Annotated in this window: 14 protein-coding genes; 8 read left to right on the top strand and 6 right to left on the bottom strand. The window is 53.0% G+C overall.

Features of this window, described 5'->3' with window-relative positions:
* Together ACT6RZ_RS00485 and ACT6RZ_RS00480 are read left to right on the top strand one after the other, a co-directional pair.
* Complete coding sequence (locus ACT6RZ_RS00485) at nt 1–1,614, top strand: two-component system sensor histidine kinase NtrB (RefSeq protein WP_444700230.1); 1,614 nt, start codon at nt 1–3, stop codon at nt 1,612–1,614.
* The gene (locus tag ACT6RZ_RS00480) at nt 1,614–3,116 is read left to right on the top strand and encodes a sigma-54-dependent transcriptional regulator (RefSeq protein ID WP_444700229.1); all 1,503 of its coding nucleotides are present in this window, start codon (nt 1,614–1,616) and stop codon (nt 3,114–3,116) included. The genes ACT6RZ_RS00485 and ACT6RZ_RS00480 overlap by 1 nt, the downstream gene beginning before the upstream one ends.
* An 81-nt stretch (nt 3,117–3,197) precedes the next feature.
* Here ACT6RZ_RS00480 and ACT6RZ_RS00475 read toward each other — a convergent pair whose 3' ends face one another.
* Complete coding sequence (locus ACT6RZ_RS00475) at nt 3,198–4,208, bottom strand: sodium:calcium antiporter (RefSeq protein ID WP_444700228.1); 1,011 nt, start codon at nt 4,206–4,208, stop codon at nt 3,198–3,200.
* Nucleotides 4,209–4,334: 126 nt separating this feature from the next.
* On the opposite strand from ACT6RZ_RS00475, the gene ampD reads away from it, so the two are divergent.
* The gene (gene ampD, locus ACT6RZ_RS00470) at nt 4,335–4,898 is read left to right on the top strand and encodes a 1,6-anhydro-N-acetylmuramyl-L-alanine amidase AmpD (protein ID WP_444700227.1); all 564 of its coding nucleotides are present in this window, start codon (nt 4,335–4,337) and stop codon (nt 4,896–4,898) included.
* A gap of 19 nt (nt 4,899–4,917) precedes the next feature.
* Here ampD and ACT6RZ_RS00465 read toward each other — a convergent pair whose 3' ends face one another.
* Together ACT6RZ_RS00465 and moaC are read right to left on the bottom strand one after the other, a co-directional pair.
* Nucleotides 4,918–5,856 (bottom strand): DMT family transporter, encoded by a 939-nt coding sequence (locus ACT6RZ_RS00465; RefSeq protein ID WP_444700226.1) that lies wholly within the window; start codon nt 5,854–5,856, stop codon nt 4,918–4,920.
* A gap of 1,355 nt (nt 5,857–7,211) precedes the next feature.
* Nucleotides 7,212–7,688: a cyclic pyranopterin monophosphate synthase MoaC gene (gene moaC / locus ACT6RZ_RS00460; protein ID WP_444700225.1), complete on the bottom strand. Its 477-nt coding sequence runs from the start codon at nt 7,686–7,688 to the stop codon at nt 7,212–7,214.
* Nucleotides 7,689–7,803: 115 nt separating this feature from the next.
* On the opposite strand from moaC, the gene ACT6RZ_RS00455 reads away from it, so the two are divergent.
* The 4 genes from ACT6RZ_RS00455 to ahpF all read left to right on the top strand — a co-directional run bounded on the left by ACT6RZ_RS00455 (nt 7,804) and on the right by ahpF (nt 12,646).
* Nucleotides 7,804–9,363, top strand: coding sequence for a beta-barrel assembly-enhancing protease (locus ACT6RZ_RS00455; RefSeq protein ID WP_444700224.1), 1,560 nt, complete (start codon nt 7,804–7,806; stop codon nt 9,361–9,363).
* Nucleotides 9,364–9,381: 18 nt separating this feature from the next.
* On the top strand, nt 9,382–10,173 hold the full coding sequence (soxZ, locus tag ACT6RZ_RS00450; RefSeq protein WP_444700223.1) for a thiosulfate oxidation carrier complex protein SoxZ: 792 nt from the start codon (nt 9,382–9,384) through the stop codon (nt 10,171–10,173).
* 158 nt (nt 10,174–10,331) lie between these two features.
* Nucleotides 10,332–10,895 carry an alkyl hydroperoxide reductase subunit C gene (gene ahpC, locus ACT6RZ_RS00445; RefSeq protein WP_055828833.1) on the top strand — a complete coding sequence of 188 codons (564 nt, stop codon included), beginning with the start codon at nt 10,332–10,334 and terminating at the stop codon, nt 10,893–10,895.
* Between the two features lie 185 nt (nt 10,896–11,080).
* A complete protein-coding gene (gene ahpF / locus ACT6RZ_RS00440; protein ID WP_444700222.1) occupies nt 11,081–12,646 on the top strand; it encodes an alkyl hydroperoxide reductase subunit F in 1,566 nt (521 codons plus the stop codon).
* Nucleotides 12,647–12,711: 65 nt separating this feature from the next.
* On the opposite strand, the gene ACT6RZ_RS00435 is transcribed toward ahpF, so the two are convergent.
* The gene (locus tag ACT6RZ_RS00435) at nt 12,712–14,343 is read right to left on the bottom strand and encodes an NAD(P)/FAD-dependent oxidoreductase (RefSeq protein ID WP_444700221.1); all 1,632 of its coding nucleotides are present in this window, start codon (nt 14,341–14,343) and stop codon (nt 12,712–12,714) included.
* A gap of 208 nt (nt 14,344–14,551) precedes the next feature.
* Here ACT6RZ_RS00435 and ACT6RZ_RS00430 point away from each other — a divergent pair, with 208 nt between their 5' ends.
* Complete coding sequence (locus tag ACT6RZ_RS00430; RefSeq protein WP_444700220.1) at nt 14,552–15,628, top strand: diguanylate cyclase domain-containing protein; 1,077 nt, start codon at nt 14,552–14,554, stop codon at nt 15,626–15,628.
* A gap of 13 nt (nt 15,629–15,641) precedes the next feature.
* Here the strand turns inward: ACT6RZ_RS00430 and ACT6RZ_RS00425 are convergent, their stop codons facing one another.
* Nucleotides 15,642–16,247: an HdaA/DnaA family protein gene (locus ACT6RZ_RS00425; RefSeq protein WP_444700219.1), complete on the bottom strand. Its 606-nt coding sequence runs from the start codon at nt 16,245–16,247 to the stop codon at nt 15,642–15,644.
* Nucleotides 16,248–16,272: 25 nt separating this feature from the next.
* The gene (locus ACT6RZ_RS00420; protein WP_444700218.1) at nt 16,273–17,403 is read right to left on the bottom strand and encodes an AI-2E family transporter; all 1,131 of its coding nucleotides are present in this window, start codon (nt 17,401–17,403) and stop codon (nt 16,273–16,275) included.
* Nucleotides 17,404–17,561: the final 158 nt, after the last annotated feature.

Raw genomic sequence — 17,561 nt, 5'->3', positions numbered from 1 at the left:
ATGGCCTCTGCCCTGCCTGCCACCGTGCCTGAAAAAACACCTGACCTGCAACATCTGCGGCTATACAGCCTTTATCGCCTTTGCGCTTCCGGCATGCTGTTGGGCAGCCAGTTATGGCCGTACTTCAGGCACACGTTTGCAGAGCCGGCTTATGTATTCTGGGCACTGGTAGTGTTTTTCTTTTATGCGCTGACAGTCAGCCTCAGTTTCAGGCACCTGCAATTCAAAAGTGGCATCGCGCTCAAACTGCAAACCAGCCTGGATATCGCTGTCATCGTGGTCATGATGCATTTTCTGCAAAGCAGCCAAAGCGGTATCGGCTTGTTGCTGATCATTAATATCATCTTTGCCGGCCTGATCAGTGACGGCCGTTTTGCCATGTTTTACGCGGCGATCGCCACCATAGGCATCTTGCTGGAAAACACCCACCAGGTGATGAAACACAACCTGCTAGGCGATAACTACAGTGATTACAGTAGTGCGGTATTACTGTCTATCAGCTGCTTTGCCACCGCCTGGCTGGCGCAAACCCTGACCACGCGTATGCAAAGCAGTGAGAAACTGGCCAGCGAGCGTGGCCAGGATATAGAACAGCTGGCGAGGACCAATGCGCTGATCACGCAAGAAATGCCAAATGGCGTGCTGGTGATAGACCAGCATCAGCGCTTGAAACATTACAATTTCCAGGCGTGCAAATTACTGGGGCTGGAAGACAGCCAGTGCCTGGAAGCCGTGCGCTCACAGGCGGCGCTGAGTTTGCTGACGCCAGCCATCACCCAGCTCCTGCAAACCGCGCCCGCCAACAAACTGGCACCGCAGGACGCCACCAAACTTACCATTAACAACCGTGATCTGGGCATACGCTTTCATGCCATTTCAGAAAACATGGATAATGGCGTGGTGATCTTCATTGAAGACTGGTCACAGATACAGACCCAGGCCCACCAGGTGAAACTCGCCGCCCTGGGCAGGCTGACCGCCAATATCGCACATGAGATCCGCAACCCTTTGAGCGCGATCAGCCATGCCACGCAGTTATTGCAGGAAGACTCCATAGAGCCGGGCACCGAGCGCATGCTGCAGATCATTTCAGACAATGTGCAGCGGCTGGACCAGATCATCAAGGACGTACTCGAGCTCAACCGCCGTGACCGCACCAACCAGGAACAATTCAATATCAAAACCTTTATGCAGGAGTTCTACCAGCAATTTTGCGCGGTAGAAAAGATAGACCCGCACAACTTCACGCTCAGCATCCCGGAAAAACACGCCACTATCGTGTTTGACCGCCGGCATATCAACCAGATACTCTGGAATCTATGTAAGAATGGCTGGCGGCACAGCAAGCAACAATCACGCAGTCTGCAACTGAAAGTGAGCGGCGACAAAAGTGGCCAGTTCATCCATGTGACGATCAAGGATGATGGCAATGGCATAGACCCCAAGATTCAGCCGCACTTGTTTGAGCCTTTTATGACCACGGAAAAAACCGGCACCGGCCTGGGTTTGTTTATTGCGCGCGAGCTGGCCGAAGCCAATGGCGCAAAACTGGATTATTCGAGCACGGCAAGCGGCACACAATTTTCACTGACAATTAAGAAGGTAATCGTTTAATGGCAAACTCCTATCGATGTCTGGTGGTCGACGACGAGACCGATATCCGTGAACTGGTCGTCCTGACGCTGGAGCGCATGGGTATACAGGCCGAGAGCGCCAGCAATATCACTGACGCCAAACATATGCTGCACTCTTTCAGCTATGACCTGTGCCTGACCGATATGCGTTTGCCGGACGGACTGGGGCTGGAACTGGTGCAACATATCAATGCCCAGTTCCCTGGCTTGCCGGTCGCCGTCATCACCGCCTATGGCAGTGCAGAAAATGCAGTGTCGGCGTTAAAAGCCGGGGCGTTTGATTACATCACCAAACCGATCTCGCTGAAACAATTGCGCCCGCTGGTGGAATCCGCACTCAAACTTTCATTGCAGAAAGAATCGCAGGGAGCGAATACCGTAGACCTGATAGGCGCCTCTCCGGCCATGAGCTATGTGCGCACCATGATCGCCAAACTGGCACGCAGCCAGGCGCCGGTGTATATCAGCGGCGAATCAGGCAGCGGTAAAGAACTGGCTGCCAGGCTGATACACCAGAACAGCTCGCGCAAAGACCAGGCTTTTATCGCCGTTAACTGCGGGGCCATCCCGGAAAACCTGATGGAAAGCGAATTTTTCGGTTATAAAAAAGGCGCCTTCACCGGCGCGATCCAGGATACGCAAGGTCTGTTCCAGGCCGCCAATGGCGGCACTTTATTCCTGGATGAAGTGGCGGATCTTCCGCTGGCCATGCAAGTGAAATTATTGCGCGCTATCCAGGAAAAGAAAGTAAGAGTGGTAGGCAGCACCGTGGAAGAAACGGTAGACGTGCGCATTATCTCGGCCACCCACAAGAACCTGAACGCCATGATGGAAAAAGGCGAGTTCAGGCAGGATCTATACTACCGCCTGAATGTGATCCAACTCAAAATGCCATCGCTGCGCGAACGGCCGGAAGATATCCCTGAACTGACCGAGCGCCTGCTGGGCAAACTGTGCCTGAACCAGAGCATCAGCAAACCCGGCATTGCGCCCGAAGCCAAAGTCTATATTCAGCAATTACAGTTTCACGGCAATGTACGCGAACTGGAAAACATGCTGGAACGCGCGCTGGCATTGTGTGATGGCCTGACCATCGCGGTGGGGGATCTATCACTGGAAGATATGCCGGCAGCGCCCATCAGCGACAGGCCGGCCATGCCATGGGACACCCCCGCCATCGAAGAACGCGTGGCTGCACCGGTGCATGCTGCGTCACATGCCGAGGTGGCCTTGCCGCTAGAATATGCGGCCAGCCCTTCCGCAGCCGGCAATACCATGCTCCCTATGGATGTCAGCCTGTCGGACTATCTGGAAGATATCGAGAAGCGCACCATCTTGCAGGCGCTGGAGAAAACCAATAACAACAAAACCGCCGCTGCCAAACTGCTGGGCATCAGCTTCCGCACTTTGCGCTACCGTTTATCCAAACTGGGCCTGTCCAAAGAACAGGATGTAGAAGATACCGACGGCGAAGAGGAATAAGGTTTTAGAGGAATCTTAGTCAGGCATGAGAGGATAGAACGCTAGCCGCGCCTTGCTACCCTCTTGCGGCAAACCCTGGTTCTAACTGAGTACGATAGCCAGATATAAAATATACAACAGGCCATTGACCAGCAGGTGCCAGACCAGCAAACCACCCTTGGCCACGCGGTAACGTAACCATATCGCCGCCAGCAGGGTGATCAAAATCCCCAGCGCCACTTCTGTTCTTGGCGCCCAGTCTGTCAGCATGATGCCTATCGCCGGCAACAAGGTGCCCTGAAACACCATGGCGCCAGTGATATTGCCAAACGCCAGCGTATCCTTGCCTTTACGTATCCACAGGATACTGTTCACTTTTTCTGGCAGTTCGGTAGCGATAGGGATGATCAGCAACGATAGCAACAGGGCAGAGACCCCCAGTATGGCTGCCGCTGTTTCAACCTCATTGATAAAGCCTTTGGCACCAAAGATCAGCAAACCTAGCCCGATCACCAACTGCAGCGCAATGGTGAAGATATTGGTCGGCAGGCCGATTTTGGCCAGCATCATGACATCTTCAGCCTCGGTAGCATGCCCTTCCTCTACCAGTCCGCGCGAGGCCTTGATGGTCATCAGCACATAGAAGAAATAGATCAGCACCATCAGTATGCTGATGCCATAACGCACCAGGGCTTCGGTGTGTGGCACAAACATGGCAATAGTGGCGAATATAAAGGCCAGGATAAAGAAATTGAGGTCGCGTACCAGCCCGGTACGCTCGGGACGGATATGCCCGCTGCTGCCACGGCGTTTCCACACTGACAAGGCCATCAGGCTGATGGAAAGTGTGGCCAGCATCAACGGTGCGCCCAGGATGGCGCCCACACCGATATCGTGACCGGCATGGCTGTCGCCGCTGGCAGAGGTGTAGGAGAAAATAGCCAGTAATGGCACCAGTGTCTCGGGCAGGGCCGTGCCCACTGCGGCAAAAATAGAACCAGTCACGCCTTCTGAGATTCCCAGACGCTCACCCAGGTGTTCCAGCGCATTGGTAAACACTTCCGCAGCGATCAGTATCACCACCAACATTAAGAATAACTGCAAGAAAACCATGACTCGTTCCTGTCTGGCGGCAATCAGTTTTCCATGCGGCCTCCGCCAAAGCGGCATGGAATGACAAACTTGTGGTTGCGGGCGGAATCATAACGCAATTCGCGAGAATTCACCTACAATGTTGGCATGTCGCCAGCGCTTTCCACCCCTGTTGAAATTGATGACCTAGGCATGGCCAGCCCCTGCCAGTTCATATTATCCCCCAATACCGATAGCCGCCCGGCGGGTAGCGGCCCGGTGGATAAAGTCATAGACATGATAGTGGTGCATAACATCAGCCTGCCGCCCAACCAGTTTGGTGGTGCTGGCATCATCCAGCTATTCACCAACACGCTGGATGCCACTGAGCACCCCTACTATGCAACGATCGCCCACTTAAAGGTATCGTCGCATTTCCTGATCCGCCGTGACGGCCAATTGATACAATTCGCCAGCTGCCTCCAGCGCGCCTGGCACGCCGGCGTTTCCAGCTGGCAGGGCAGAGAGCGCTGTAATGACTTCTCGATCGGCATAGAGCTGGAAGGCAGCGACGACTGCGCTTTCGATAACGCGCAGTACCTGCGCCTGCAGGCGCTGATAGATGCGTTAAAAAGACGCTACACTATCAGGCATATCGTTGGCCATTCACAGATCGCGCCAGGGCGCAAAACAGACCCCGGCCCATTTTTTGACTGGCAACGCATCACATGACACGCATAGCCGCCTGCGTTCAGACCTCGGGGTCTGTCGCTCTGGCTGGCGGCGAAGTATCCAGACTGACCGCGATCACACCTGTCATCACCAGCACAGTGCCTACGCCCTGCACCCACGATAATTGCTCATCGAGAAACACATAGGCCAGCACTATGGTAGAGACCGGCCCTATCGCGCTGATCAGCGATGCCTTGCGGCTACCCAGTTGATGGATACCCAGATTCATCAGCATGGTAGGCAGAACCGTAGCGATCACCGCCATTAAAAACGCCAGCACATAAACTGGTTGCGGCAAAGCGGTGAGCGTGACAAAAGAAGCATCAGCGCCAAAATGGCAGGCACTCGCCAGCGTCGTCAGACTCATGACGATCGCGGTGAACCTGGTGGCACCCAGCTTGGGGATCAACTGCCCGCTACCCAGCAGATAAGCGGCAAAAATGATCGCACTTAACAATACCAGCCACGCACCATACAAAGTATCGCTGGAATTCAGCGCCGCAAACTCAACATCGTGCCAGACCACCAGAATGACCCCGGCATAACTGGTGCCCATGGCTAGCCATTCGCGCCTGGTGATATGGTGCTTTAAAAACACCGCACTCATCACTACCACCAATGTCGGGTAAAGAAACAGGATCACTCTCTCCAGCCCCGCCGAAACATAATGCAGCCCTTCAAAATTGAGCCACATAGAACCATAGCCGCCTGCCGTCGCCAGGATCAGTAGAAAAACCCAATCCCTGGCTGTCATCGTCAGCGGTGACTTCTGGCGCATGGCCCACCAGCCCAAACCAATAAAGAACGGCAGCGCAAATGCCATACGCAAGGCGATCAGGCTGGCGGTATCTATGTGGTAAACATAGGCGAGCTTGGCCATAATGGCTTTTGAAGAAGCAAAAATAGACGACAACAGCACCAGCATGGCGCCGTAATAAGGGTGTGTAGCGTGTTTCATATCAGCCCTGAATTTCATGGGCTCTACGGGAAGGCAATGCAAGATCAACCGCGGAGAGCCCGCGGTTGCAAAAGTTTAAGACAAGCAGCAACCGCGACAGGATGTGGCGACCAGCCACAATGCCTTTCGGGTCATTGTCACAACAGAAGGTTGAGAAAAGTGCTTGTGCATAAGGTTGCGGAATTTACGCGTAATCGGCGGCATGGTCAAGCGGGCATTGTGGCATGCCCTTAGCTTGGGGTTACTTTCCGTCGCTGGCGTAAGGCAGAAGAACCGGCGCAGCGTGGTTCAGGTTACCGTGAGGTACTAATCGGTAATTCTTTGGCTGGTTCAGTGGTCTGTTTCAGCATTTTATTTCGCCTCTAGGCGAGTTACTTTTCTTTGCTTGCCACAAGCGGTGGAACTCGCAGAGCGGGTGATGTGCTTGCGGTACATCTGTAATTGCTATTTCTTTGGATGGTTCAGCGTTCTATTTCATCATTCTTTTTCGCCCCTCGGCGAGTTACTTTTCTTTGCTTGCCCAAAGAAAACGTAACCAAAAGAAATGCACCCTAGCTTCCGCTTTCTTCCTGCGTTGCTCATCAAAATAAGCGGTCGCGAAACTCGCCCTGACAAGCCACACACTTCGTGGCTTGTTGCGGAGCTCAGACAGTCGCTCCCTTCCTCCTTATTTTGACTCCGCTACTCGGCGCGTCAGATAGGGGCCCGTTTAAAACCACCACGTTGAAACGTTGGTTTGACGGTTTTGCATTCAGGGCGCTTAGTGCCCTTTTTAACTTCCAAGACTAAATTCAACAAACCAATTCTTTTGGTTTGTTTTGCTTTGTTTCATTTCGCTGGTTGTGCGGGAATAAATGCGGCGGGTCTCATTTAACTAAGAGCGTGTGGTTTTCACGGGCCCCTATCTGACGCGCCGAGTAGCGCAGTCAGCGTGGGAGGGGTCGGCCAGCGTCTGTTCGAGTTCCGCAACAAGCCACGGTGTGTGTGGCTTGTCAGGGCGAGTTTCGTTGGACGCCCACGCTGATGAGCAACGCAGGAAACAAGCGGAAGCTAGGGTGCCCTTTCTTTTGGTTACTTATTCTTTGGGCAAGCAAAGAAAAGTAACTCGCCTAGAGGCGAAAGAAAATGCCGAAATAGAACGAAAATCTATCCAAAGGAATACCAATTAGAACTTCACATCAAGCACATCACTCGCTCAGGGATTTGTGGCAAACAAAGAAAAGAACTCGCCGAGTGGCGAAAAAGAATGGTTGAATCTTCCAAACAAATATCTAATTACAACTTCAAATTAGATAGAACGCATTGCAACGAGCGCCAACAGCCGCACCTATTCCAAACCTAAAATTGCCATGCGCCTAATCCGCTACCCAATCCCCACTCTTCCCGCCACGCTTCTCCAGCAGCCGGATACCATCCATAGTCATGCCGCGATCGATCGCCTTGCACATATCGTATATCGTCAACAAGCCGACCTGCACCGCGGTCAAAGCTTCCATCTCCACCCCGGTCTGACCCGTCGTTTCACATTGCACCCGGCAAACAACACTATGCTCAGCCTCGTCGGCGACAAAATTCACCTCCACACGACTTAAGCTAAGCGGGTGGCATAGCGGGATCAGCTCACTGGTCTTTTTGCTGGCCTGGATGGCGGCGATACGCGCGATCCCCAGCACATCGCCTTTTTTGGCATTGCCTTGCAAAATCGTCTGCAAGGTAGCGGCCTGCATGCGGATGCGGCCTTCGGCGATCGCCACGCGTCTGCTGTGCGCTTTGTCGCCGATATCGACCATATGCGCATGGCCCTGGGCGTTGAAGTGGGTTAATTCGGACATGGTGAAAAATGATGAACTCAAGCGATGAAGTCGTTATCATAACAAGTTTGGCTCAGCGGTTTATATTGGGCCAGCAATAATGTCGTTTAAGGGCGCTTTTTTCAGTCGCAGGCATATGGCTTTTAATCCATTCAAATTGAAGCAGCAGCATCCACACCTGGCGTATGGACGCTGGCTGGTGGCATTCGCTTTGCTGATGCCATCAGGATTCCCCATACTGGCAGAAAGTGCGGTTGGCCAGTTCTCCGGCAAGCCTTACGAGCCTGACCTGGATCTGCATTTGCCAGCTGACTCTTCCAACCAGCTGCCTGAGCTGGGTGATGCATCGCAAACCGTTTTGTCGGCGCGCGATGAAGAAAAGATTGCGAACCAGATCCTCAAACAGGTGGCTAGCAGTGAGGATGTGTTTGATGATGCGGAAGTCACTGACTATTTGCAGGCATTGGGCAAGCGCCTGGGTGCCAGTAGCCCGGACAAGCAGCAGAAATTCTATTTTTTTGTGCTGCAGGAAAGAAGCATCAACGCGTTTGCCATGCCGGGTGGCGTGATCGGTGTGCATACCGGCTTGTTTACTTCATCGAATAGTGAATCAGAGTTGGCCAGCGTTTTGGGGCATGAGATAGGCCATGTCACCCAGCATCACCTGGCGCGCATGCTGGCGTCACAAAAATACGATATGTTCAAGAATATTGCGGCAACGGCGCTGGCCTTACTGGTGATGCGTTCCAATCCGCAGGCTGGCATGGGTGCCATGACGGCCGCGTCTGCTGCGGGTATCCAGCGCCAGATCGACTATACGCGCGAGCATGAGCGTGAAGCCGACCGGGTCGGGCTGACCATCCTGCAGGATGCCGGTTTTGATGTGCGCGCCATGCCGGCCTTTTTCAATACCCTGCAACGCGCCACGCGTTTTTCTGATGGCAATATGCCCAGCTATCTGCGTACCCACCCTATGACCAGCGAGCGGATCGCCGATATGGGTAACCGCGTGCAGAATCTGCCGTATAAACAAGTCAGCGAAAATCCGGCTTTTTCACTGATGCGGGCAAAGATACGTGCGTTTGAGAGCAGCCCCACGCAAATGGTGGAAGAGTTTAAAAACAACCTGGAAGAAGGTCGTTTTCAGAATGAGCTGTCCGAGCACTATGGTCTGGCCTATGCCTATCTGCGTGCAAACCAGGCCAAAAATGCTGAGCAGCAAGTGCAATGGCTGGAACAGCATGGCATGGTCAACCCTTATCTGGTGACATTAAAAGCCCTGACCCTGGCCAAACTGGGGCAAGTTGCCGAGGCTGAAAAGCAGTTTGTACAAGGCTTGCAAAAGTATCCGCAACACAGGATGCTGGCACAAGGTGAAGCTGAATTGCTGATCCGCAGTAATCAGTGGGCGCAGGCAGTGACCTTTATCCAGAAACAGTTGTCCATGTTTCCTGATGACCCAAAACTGTATGACTGGCTGGCCGCTGCTTATCAGGGGCAAAACAAGCAGATATTGCGTCACCAGGCGCTGGGCGAGTCATATGTGCGCAAATATGATTTGCCACGCGCGATAGACCAGTTCGACATTGCCAGCAAAGCCAAGGATGGTGATTTTTATCTGCAATCCAAGGTAGAAGCGCGGTTAAAGGCGCTCAGGCTGCAACAGGCACTGGAAAAAGACGATGACAAAAATTGATAGGGTGGGTAGCGTCTGATGCAAAGAAGAACGGTGTTAAAAGGCTGGCTGGCATTGGCGACGCTGCCCTTGTGCCTGGTGGTACAGAAGGTGCAGGCCGCTGCCTGGTTCGTGCAGGCGTTTGAAGCCAGACACACCGCAGAAGTCATGACGGCATTGCAGGCACAGGCAGTGCCGGTGTCGCAGAATATTCACATCGAAGCCCCGCAAAAAGCCGAGAATGGCTCGGTGGTGCAGGTGGAGATCGCCACTGCCCAGCCCGCCGGTAGCGTCAGTACCTTGCGCTTGCTGGCAGACGCCAACCCGACACCGCTGATCGCCAGTTTTGAGCTGGGCAAGCAGGTGCTGCCCAAAGTGGTGACGCGCATCAAGCTGGCGCAGTCAGGCGATCTGATCGCCCTGATCCAGCAAACTGGCGGGCAATTTCAGCAGCAACGGCGTTTAGTCATCGTGCTCGAAGATGGTTGCGCCGGCAGTGAGCGCGAAGAACCTTTTGCCAGCAGCATGAAAATGCGCGCGCGCCCACTTGAAGATGGCACGGTAGAGCTCAAGATAATCATTGTGCACCCTATGCGTACAGGGCGTAGTAAAAATGATGAGGGTGTTTTAATGCCAGCGCACTTCATGCAACTGATGCAAGTGCTGCTGAATGGCCAGCTGATCGTAGCTGCGCAAACCGGCACCGGCATATCACGTAATCCTTACTTTACTTTTTACCTCAAACAGGCCAAGGTGGGCGACGTGATCGCAGTGCACTGGCAGGATAACCAAGGTTTTGAAGGGCAAGGCCAGGTCACCGTTACGCAGTGATTATCAATAAGTAATATTTATCAATAAAATTAATACAATCAATTATACATATATAATATATTTGCCTACAATGCATCCATTCGCTGTGGAAACACGGCAACACTTTTAATTAACCATGATTTAAATCATCCATTTGAATCACTTATAAGGAGAGCTACATGTCATTGATCAACACACAAGTACAACCATTCAAGGCCCAGGCATTTCACAACGGTAAATTTATCGAAGTGACTGAAGAGTCATTAAAGGGCAAATGGTCTGTGCTGATTTTCATGCCGGCAGCGTTTACTTTCAACTGCCCTACAGAAGTTGAAGATGCGGCTGACAACTACGCAGAATTCCAGAAGGCTGGTGCTGAAGTGTACATCGTGACCACCGATACGCATTTCTCCCACAAGGTTTGGCACGAGACTTCACCAGCAGTGGGCAAAGCGAAATTCCCATTGGTAGGTGACCCGACTCACCAGTTGACACGTGCTTTTGACGTGCATATCGATGAAGAAGGTCTGGCATTGCGTGGTACTTTCGTCATCAATAACGAAGGTGTGATCAAAACGGCTGAAGTACACAGCAACGAGATCGCCCGTGATGTCAAAGAAACTTTGCGCAAGTTGAAAGCGGCTCAGTACACCGCAGCTAACCCAGGCCAGGTTTGCCCGGCCAAGTGGAACGACGGTGCTGCAACATTGACACCATCACTGGACCTGGTAGGCAAGATTTAATCTCTCTGAGATTAGCTTGAGTAAAGCCCTGCAAGCGCAGGGCGCTCAGGTAAAGTCACTAAGAGGTTATTTGCCTGGAAGTGGTTTTACCTGAGCCTCCCCCCAACCGTTTTGATTGCCATGTGTCATGGCCAAGGCTGCTTGCCGCCTGAAATATGGCAAGCACCAAATTTTGGAGAATAAAAATGTTAGACGATACCTTAAAGACACAACTGCAAACCTACCTCGGCATGCTGCGTCAGCCTATCCGTCTGATCGCATCCCTGGATAGCAGCGACAATGCTGCGAAAATGCGCGAATTGTTGCAAGAGATCAGCGCCTTGTCCGACAAAGTCAGCCTGGACGAAAGCGGTGATGATGCACGCAAACCTTCATTCGTGATCGCCAAGGAAGGCGAAACGCATGGCGTGCGCTTTGCGGCGATTCCCCTGGGCCATGAATTCACTTCACTGGTACTGGCTTTGTTATGGACCGGCGGTCATCCACCAAAAGTGGAGCAGGATGTGCTCGACCAGATCAAGGCGCTGGATAGCGACCTGAACTTTGAAGTGTATATGAGCCTGTCATGCCATAACTGCCCGGACGTGGTTCAGGCCACTACGCTGATGACGGTATTCAATCCGCGCATCAATGTGACGGTGATCGATGGCGGTTTGTACCAGAACGAAGTAAACGAACGCAATATCATGGCGGTGCCGGCGACTTTTCTGAATGGTGAAATGTTTGCCTCCGGCCGCATGCTGGTAGAAGAGTTCCTGGCCAAGGTGGATACAGGTGCAGTTGCCAAGGAAGCCGAAAAACTCAACGCCAAAGAGTCATTTGATGTTCTGGTGGTGGGTGGTGGCCCGGCCGGGGCATCAGCTGCGATCTATGCAGCCCGTAAAGGCATACGCACCGGCATCGTGGCGGATCGTTTTGGTGGCCAGGTCAATGACACACTGGCGATCGAAAACTTTATTTCCGTCAAGGAAACCGAAGGGCCGAAACTGGTCGCGGCGCTGGAAGAGCATGTGAAGACTTATGACGTCGATATCATGCCTTTGCAACGTGCGGTAGGTTTGAGCGAGCCGCAACAGGCTGATCATAAACACGGCGGCCTGATAGAGGTCAAGCTTGAGAGCGGCGCTATCCTGCGCAGCAAGTCAGTGATCCTGGCGACCGGCGCGCGCTGGAGAAACCTGAACGTGCCTGGCGAAGCAGAGTACAAAAACAAAGGCGTCGCCTATTGCCCGCACTGTGATGGCCCGTTGTTCAAAGGCAAGCACGTTGCTGTGGTGGGCGGTGGTAACTCCGGCGTGGAAGCGGCAATAGACCTGGCAGGTGTGGTTGGTCATGTCACTTTATTGCAGTTTGATACCGAGCTGAAAGCCGATGCCGTGCTGCAACGCAAATTGCGCACACTGCAAAACGTCACTATTCTGACCAGTGCACAAACCAGTGAGATCACGGGTGATGGCACACGCGTCAACGGCCTGAGCTATACCGACCGCGTCAGTGGCGAAAGCAGGCATGTGGCACTGGAAGGTGTGTTCATCCAGATTGGCCTGGTGCCCAACACGGATTGGCTGAAAGGCACGCTAGACCTGAGCAAATATGGTGAAATTGAGATCAACAACCATAATGCGACTTCGCTGCCCGGGGTGTTTGCCGCAGGGGATGTGACCACTATCCCTTACAAGCAGATCGTGATCGCCATGGGTGAAGGGTCGAATGCCGCCCTGGGTGCATTTGATTACCTGATCCGTCAGTAATTAGTCTGGTAACAATAAAAAAACCTGCTGCAGCAGGTTTTTTTATATCTGGAGATGCCCTGTGACTAGGCGAGCAGAGACAAGGACACCGCTTCTGCCACTTTGATACCATCGACAGCGGCGGACAAGATGCCGCCGGCATATCCTGCCCCTTCGCCACAAGGAAACAAGCCTTTGGTATTGATGCTCTGCAGCGTGTCATCGTCACGCTTGATACGGATAGGGCTGGAGGTGCGCGTCTCGACCCCGGTCAGGATGCCATCGGCCAGGTCAAAATTGGGGATCTGTTTGGCAAACGCCGGAATCGCTTCACGGATAGCATGAATGGCAAATGCAGGCAACGCCGATTCAAGATTGGTGAGATGCACGCCAGGTGTGTAAGAAGGCGTGACTTCGCCAAACTCGCTGGAGGGTCTGTTGGCCAGAAAATCACCTATCAGTTGGCCGGGGGCAGAGTAATCGCTGCCACCAAGCACAAAGGCATGGCTTTCCAGCTGGCGTTGTAATTCTATGCCCGCCAACGGATGGTCAGGGTAATCCAGTTCTGGCGTGATACCGACCACGATGCCGGCGTTGGCGTTGCGCTCGTTGCGGCTGTACTGGCTCATGCCATTGGTGACCACGCGGTTAGGTTCGGAAGTGGCAGCCACCACCGTGCCGCCCGGGCACATACAGAAGCTGTAGACACTGCGACCATTTTGCGCATGATGCACCAGTTTATAATCGGCAGCGCCCAGCTTTTGCAAGATATCGTCGCTATAACTTTTGCCATAGCGTGCGCGGTCGACCAGGCTTTGCGGATGCTCGATACGGAAACCGATAGAAAACGGTTTCGCTTCGACATAGATGCCTTTGTTGTACACCATTTCAAACGTATCACGCGCGCTATGCCCGACTGCCAGCACCAGGTGACGGGTGGGCAGGTATTCGCCAGTTTGCAAGCTCACACCCTGCACCTGCTGGTCCTGAACATCGATCTCGGTGACACGGCTGCCAAAGCGGATCTCACCGCCCAGGCTGGTGATGGTGTTACGCATCTCTTCTACCATGCTCACCAGTTTGAAGGTGCCTATGTGCGGATGGCTGACGTACAGGATCTCTTCCGGCGCACCGGCTTTGACGAACTCCTGCAACACCTTGCGGCCGTAATGCCTGGGGTCTTTGATCTGGCTGTAAAGTTTGCCGTCAGAAAAAGTGCCTGCGCCGCCTTCGCCAAACTGCACGTTGGATTCCGGGTCCAGTTTGCGTTTGCGCCATAAGCCCCAGGTGTCCTGCGTGCGCTGGCGTACTTCTTTACCGCGTTCAAGCACGATAGGTTTAAACCCGGCTTGTGCCAGTATCAACGCGGCAAAGATGCCGGCCGGGCCAAAACCGACCACTACTGGCCGGTGTGGCAGCGCTTGTGTATTGGTGGCGACAAATTTGTAACTGGTGTCTGGTGCCGGTTTGATATGCGGGTCTTTTTTAAAACGGGCGAGCACTTTCGCCTCGTTCCTGAGCTCGACATCGATGTTGTAGACAAACAGGATCGCATGCGTTTTACGTGCATCCACGCCGCGTTTGAATATCTCAAAGCCGATCAGATCACTTTCCGGGATCTCCAGGCGTTTGAGCAGGGCGGCCTTGATCTGGTCGTCCTGATGTATCAGTGACTCGGCTTCAATAAGGGGTAGTTTGATTTCAGTGATTCGTAGCATAATAGGCTCGCGGATAGTGGTTATCTATCAAAAACGTATTTTATTACATTCGGTATCGTCGTATGATAGATTTTAGTAGCCGGTGAATTTAATTCGCAACAGAATTGGTCGTTATCAATGTATGTTTAATTACAAGCGACGAATACTTATCCCGTTAATCATTGCCGCAACCATACTGTGCGGTTCAATGTTATGGCTATTTATTGCCATGTATCAGCTTGTGTCTTTCTCGGAACAAAAAGATTCGGTAGACCGTCAGCGCTATGAAATCGCCGCCCTGGGCAGAGCCATCACCAATGCCGAAAGCGGCCAGCGTGGCTATCTGCTCACCGGGCATACTTTATTTCTCGACACCATGGAGCAAGGCCGGGTAGATACGCATACCCTGGTCGCACGTCTGGACAGGTACGCAACCGATCTCGAACTGATACTTCCCGAGCTGCACAAGGTCAAGCAGCTGATCCACCAGAAATTCGATGTCATGGACAGGAGTATCCAGGTGCAGATGCGTGCCGGGTCTTATGCTTCGCACCTGACCGTGAGCAAAGATAAAGGCCGCGAGGTGATGAAGCTGATCAATGACCAGCTGGCGCAGATGGATAGCAAACTGCAGCGCCTCAGGAGCGATTACGCGCAGGAGATACGCCAGCGGGTGATCGAGTCTGTGATAGGTGCCATCCTGCTGTGCATGCTCATCATAGGCGTGCTGCTGTTTTCATACAGGAATACGACGGACCTGTTAGAGCAGATGCTGGAGACCCAGGCCGTCACCGAACAGTTGAGTCATCAGGTCGATCACGACCTGCTCACCGGCTTACCCAACCGGCGCAGTGTAGATGAGCATCTGGAAACCGTATTTCAGCGGGCCAGGCACGTCTCAAAACCGTTCGCTATCTTCTTTATGGACCTGGACGGGTTTAAACAGGTCAATGATGAATACGGCCATGAAATTGGCGATGCCCTGTTGATAGAAGTGGCCAGCATGTTTCAGCGCGTGCTCAGGCAAACGGATTTTCTGGCCAGGCAAGGTGGCGATGAATTCGTGCTGGTGGTCGGCAGTTATTTGCACCGCATGGAACTGGTGCAACTGGCGCAACGCCTGATACAGTTGTTCACGCGGCCGGTGATAGTCAGGACCAAGGCGCTCAATATCGGTGTCAGTATCGGCATTGCCGAATACCCGCGGCATGGCAAACAGGTGAAGCAGCTATTGCATGCGGCCGATCAGGCCATGTATGTGTCCAAGAAAAACGGCAAGAATTCTTACAGTTTTGATGGCGAGTGATGGCTGAACAGGCCTAATTCGCCAGCTCCAGTTGCAACATACTTTTCAGCAGTGGCACCGTGACCGGCTTTTTGGTCGTCAGTGACCACTCGTCCAGCGCATCGAGTACCGATACCAGTGTGGGTAAATCACGGCGCAGATATTTCAGGCAGTAAGCGATCACTTCATCCGGCAGTTTCATGCCGCGGTCACTGGCATGGGCGCGCAAGGCATCGGCTTTTTCACTATCACTCAGAGGCTGCAACTGGTAGACCAAGCCCCAGGCCAGGCGGGTGGCCAGATCATCGCGCAAACCCATCTGGCTGGGCGCATGACTGCCGGCAGTGACCAGCACGCCACCTTCAGCTTTAATATGGTTAAAGGTATCAAACAGGATGATCTGCGACTCAGCATCCAGGGTGTGTACATCGTCGGCGATATGCGCGCCCATGGCCTGGGCCGCCAGCAACAGATGGGTCTTGCCGCTGCCATTAGTGCCCCACAGGTACACGAATGGCGTAGGGGTTAGCCCGGCCAGAACAGCTTGCAAGCTGCTCAAGGCCTCGTGGTTCTGGCCTATGATGAAATTGTCAAAGCCGGGTGCAGCAGGCGGCTGGATATTAAGCAATAATTGTTTCACAGCAAAATTCTAATTGGTTTTGGGATCAATCATCCGCCAGGTGGATCACTGATGCCTGGCTGTGCAAGTAGGTCTCGCTACGCAAATAACTTTTTTTGACGTAACGCAAGCCGACAGCGATCGCAGCGCTGACCGGCAACGCCAGCAACACACCGGCAAAACCAAATAATTGCCCGCCTGCCATCAAGGCGAGGATCACCAGCACCGGGTGCAGGCCGATACGGTCACCGACCAGAATAGGCGTCAGGAAAAAACTTTCTACAAACTGGCCTACCCCAAACACCAGCAGCACCGGAACCACTTCCGGTAATGAGGCGAATTGCAATAATGCCAGCATGATGGCCAGGATAAATGCCAGGGCGAAACCAAGATAAGGCACAAAGCTGAGCAAACCGGCGATCATGCCTATGGACAAGGCCATATCCAGGCCCACCAGCCATAAACCAACGCTATAAAACACGCACAGTGACAGCATGACTGATAGCTGCCCGCGCAAGAACTCGGCCACCACACTGTCGATATCTTTGGCGATCTTTTTGACGCGGCCTATCAAGTCGCGTGGGATCAACTCGCCTATTTCAGTCATCATGTCATCCCAGTCGCGCAAAAAGTAAAATAGCACCACAGGTAACAGAAGAATATTGGCGAGCATGCCTATCAGGTTGAGGCCTTTCTGGCCTGCACTCAGCAATACGCTGCCTACAAAGCTGCTCGCTGTTTGCCAATGCTCAGTCACCAGCTTTTGTATATAGGCAGGGTTCACATTGAAGCGTATGCCAAAACGCTGTTGCAGCCAGGGTTCCACCTGCTGGTGAAAATGATCCACCACTGCTGGCAAGCGTTGCACTATGAGCATGGATTGTTGTTGCAACAGAGGAATGATCACCAGCATCAAACCTATCAGCGCCAGGATCACGCCAGCCATGACTAACAAGGTCGCCAGGGTGCGGCCTACTGTCCGGTGGCGGTATCCGACTTCACTTAACCTGTCCACCAGTGGGTCCAGCATGTAAGCGATGACCATGGCCGCCAAGAACGGTGTCAGCACCGGCTCCAGCAGATAGAACAGGTAGATGAAAAGCGCAGCCACTATCCACCAGCGATTCTCACTGACAAACTGAGTCACACTGGACTTTTGATACTCGTGATCTGACATGGGCGCCTATCATGCATACTCGTAATCCGGCATAGGTCGAACTGGCAAGATGCGTTAAAATAATGGTTATTCCTAAAATTATACTGAATTTCATGGCTATCACGCGCTTTGTTGCCATATCCATGAATTTATATTGAATTTAATATTCATAGCATAGA

Origin of the sequence: Methylophilus sp. (assembly GCF_052437885.1) — a bacterium.
Classification (GTDB): domain Bacteria; phylum Pseudomonadota; class Gammaproteobacteria; order Burkholderiales; family Methylophilaceae; genus Methylophilus.
This window is presented reverse-complemented; position numbering and strand designations above follow the sequence as displayed.

What these genes read in the sequence shown, in the direction of transcription:
- ACT6RZ_RS00485 (WP_444700230.1), top strand. Translation starts at nt 1, where the DNA reads ATGGCCTCTGCCCTGCCTGCCACCGTGCCTGAAAAAACACCTGACCTG.
- ACT6RZ_RS00480 (WP_444700229.1), top strand. Translation starts at nt 1,614, where the DNA reads ATGGCAAACTCCTATCGATGTCTGGTGGTCGACGACGAGACCGATATC.
- ACT6RZ_RS00475 (WP_444700228.1), bottom strand. Translation starts at nt 4,208, where the DNA reads ATGGTTTTCTTGCAGTTATTCTTAATGTTGGTGGTGATACTGATCGCT.
- ampD (WP_444700227.1), top strand. Translation starts at nt 4,335, where the DNA reads ATGTCGCCAGCGCTTTCCACCCCTGTTGAAATTGATGACCTAGGCATG.
- ACT6RZ_RS00465 (WP_444700226.1), bottom strand. Translation starts at nt 5,856, where the DNA reads ATGAAACACGCTACACACCCTTATTACGGCGCCATGCTGGTGCTGTTG.
- moaC (WP_444700225.1), bottom strand. Translation starts at nt 7,688, where the DNA reads ATGTCCGAATTAACCCACTTCAACGCCCAGGGCCATGCGCATATGGTC.
- ACT6RZ_RS00455 (WP_444700224.1), top strand. Translation starts at nt 7,804, where the DNA reads ATGGCTTTTAATCCATTCAAATTGAAGCAGCAGCATCCACACCTGGCG.
- soxZ (WP_444700223.1), top strand. Translation starts at nt 9,382, where the DNA reads ATGCAAAGAAGAACGGTGTTAAAAGGCTGGCTGGCATTGGCGACGCTG.
- ahpC (WP_055828833.1), top strand. Translation starts at nt 10,332, where the DNA reads ATGTCATTGATCAACACACAAGTACAACCATTCAAGGCCCAGGCATTT.
- ahpF (WP_444700222.1), top strand. Translation starts at nt 11,081, where the DNA reads ATGTTAGACGATACCTTAAAGACACAACTGCAAACCTACCTCGGCATG.
- ACT6RZ_RS00435 (WP_444700221.1), bottom strand. Translation starts at nt 14,343, where the DNA reads ATGCTACGAATCACTGAAATCAAACTACCCCTTATTGAAGCCGAGTCA.
- ACT6RZ_RS00430 (WP_444700220.1), top strand. Translation starts at nt 14,552, where the DNA reads ATGTATCAGCTTGTGTCTTTCTCGGAACAAAAAGATTCGGTAGACCGT.
- ACT6RZ_RS00420 (WP_444700218.1), bottom strand. Translation starts at nt 17,403, where the DNA reads ATGTCAGATCACGAGTATCAAAAGTCCAGTGTGACTCAGTTTGTCAGT.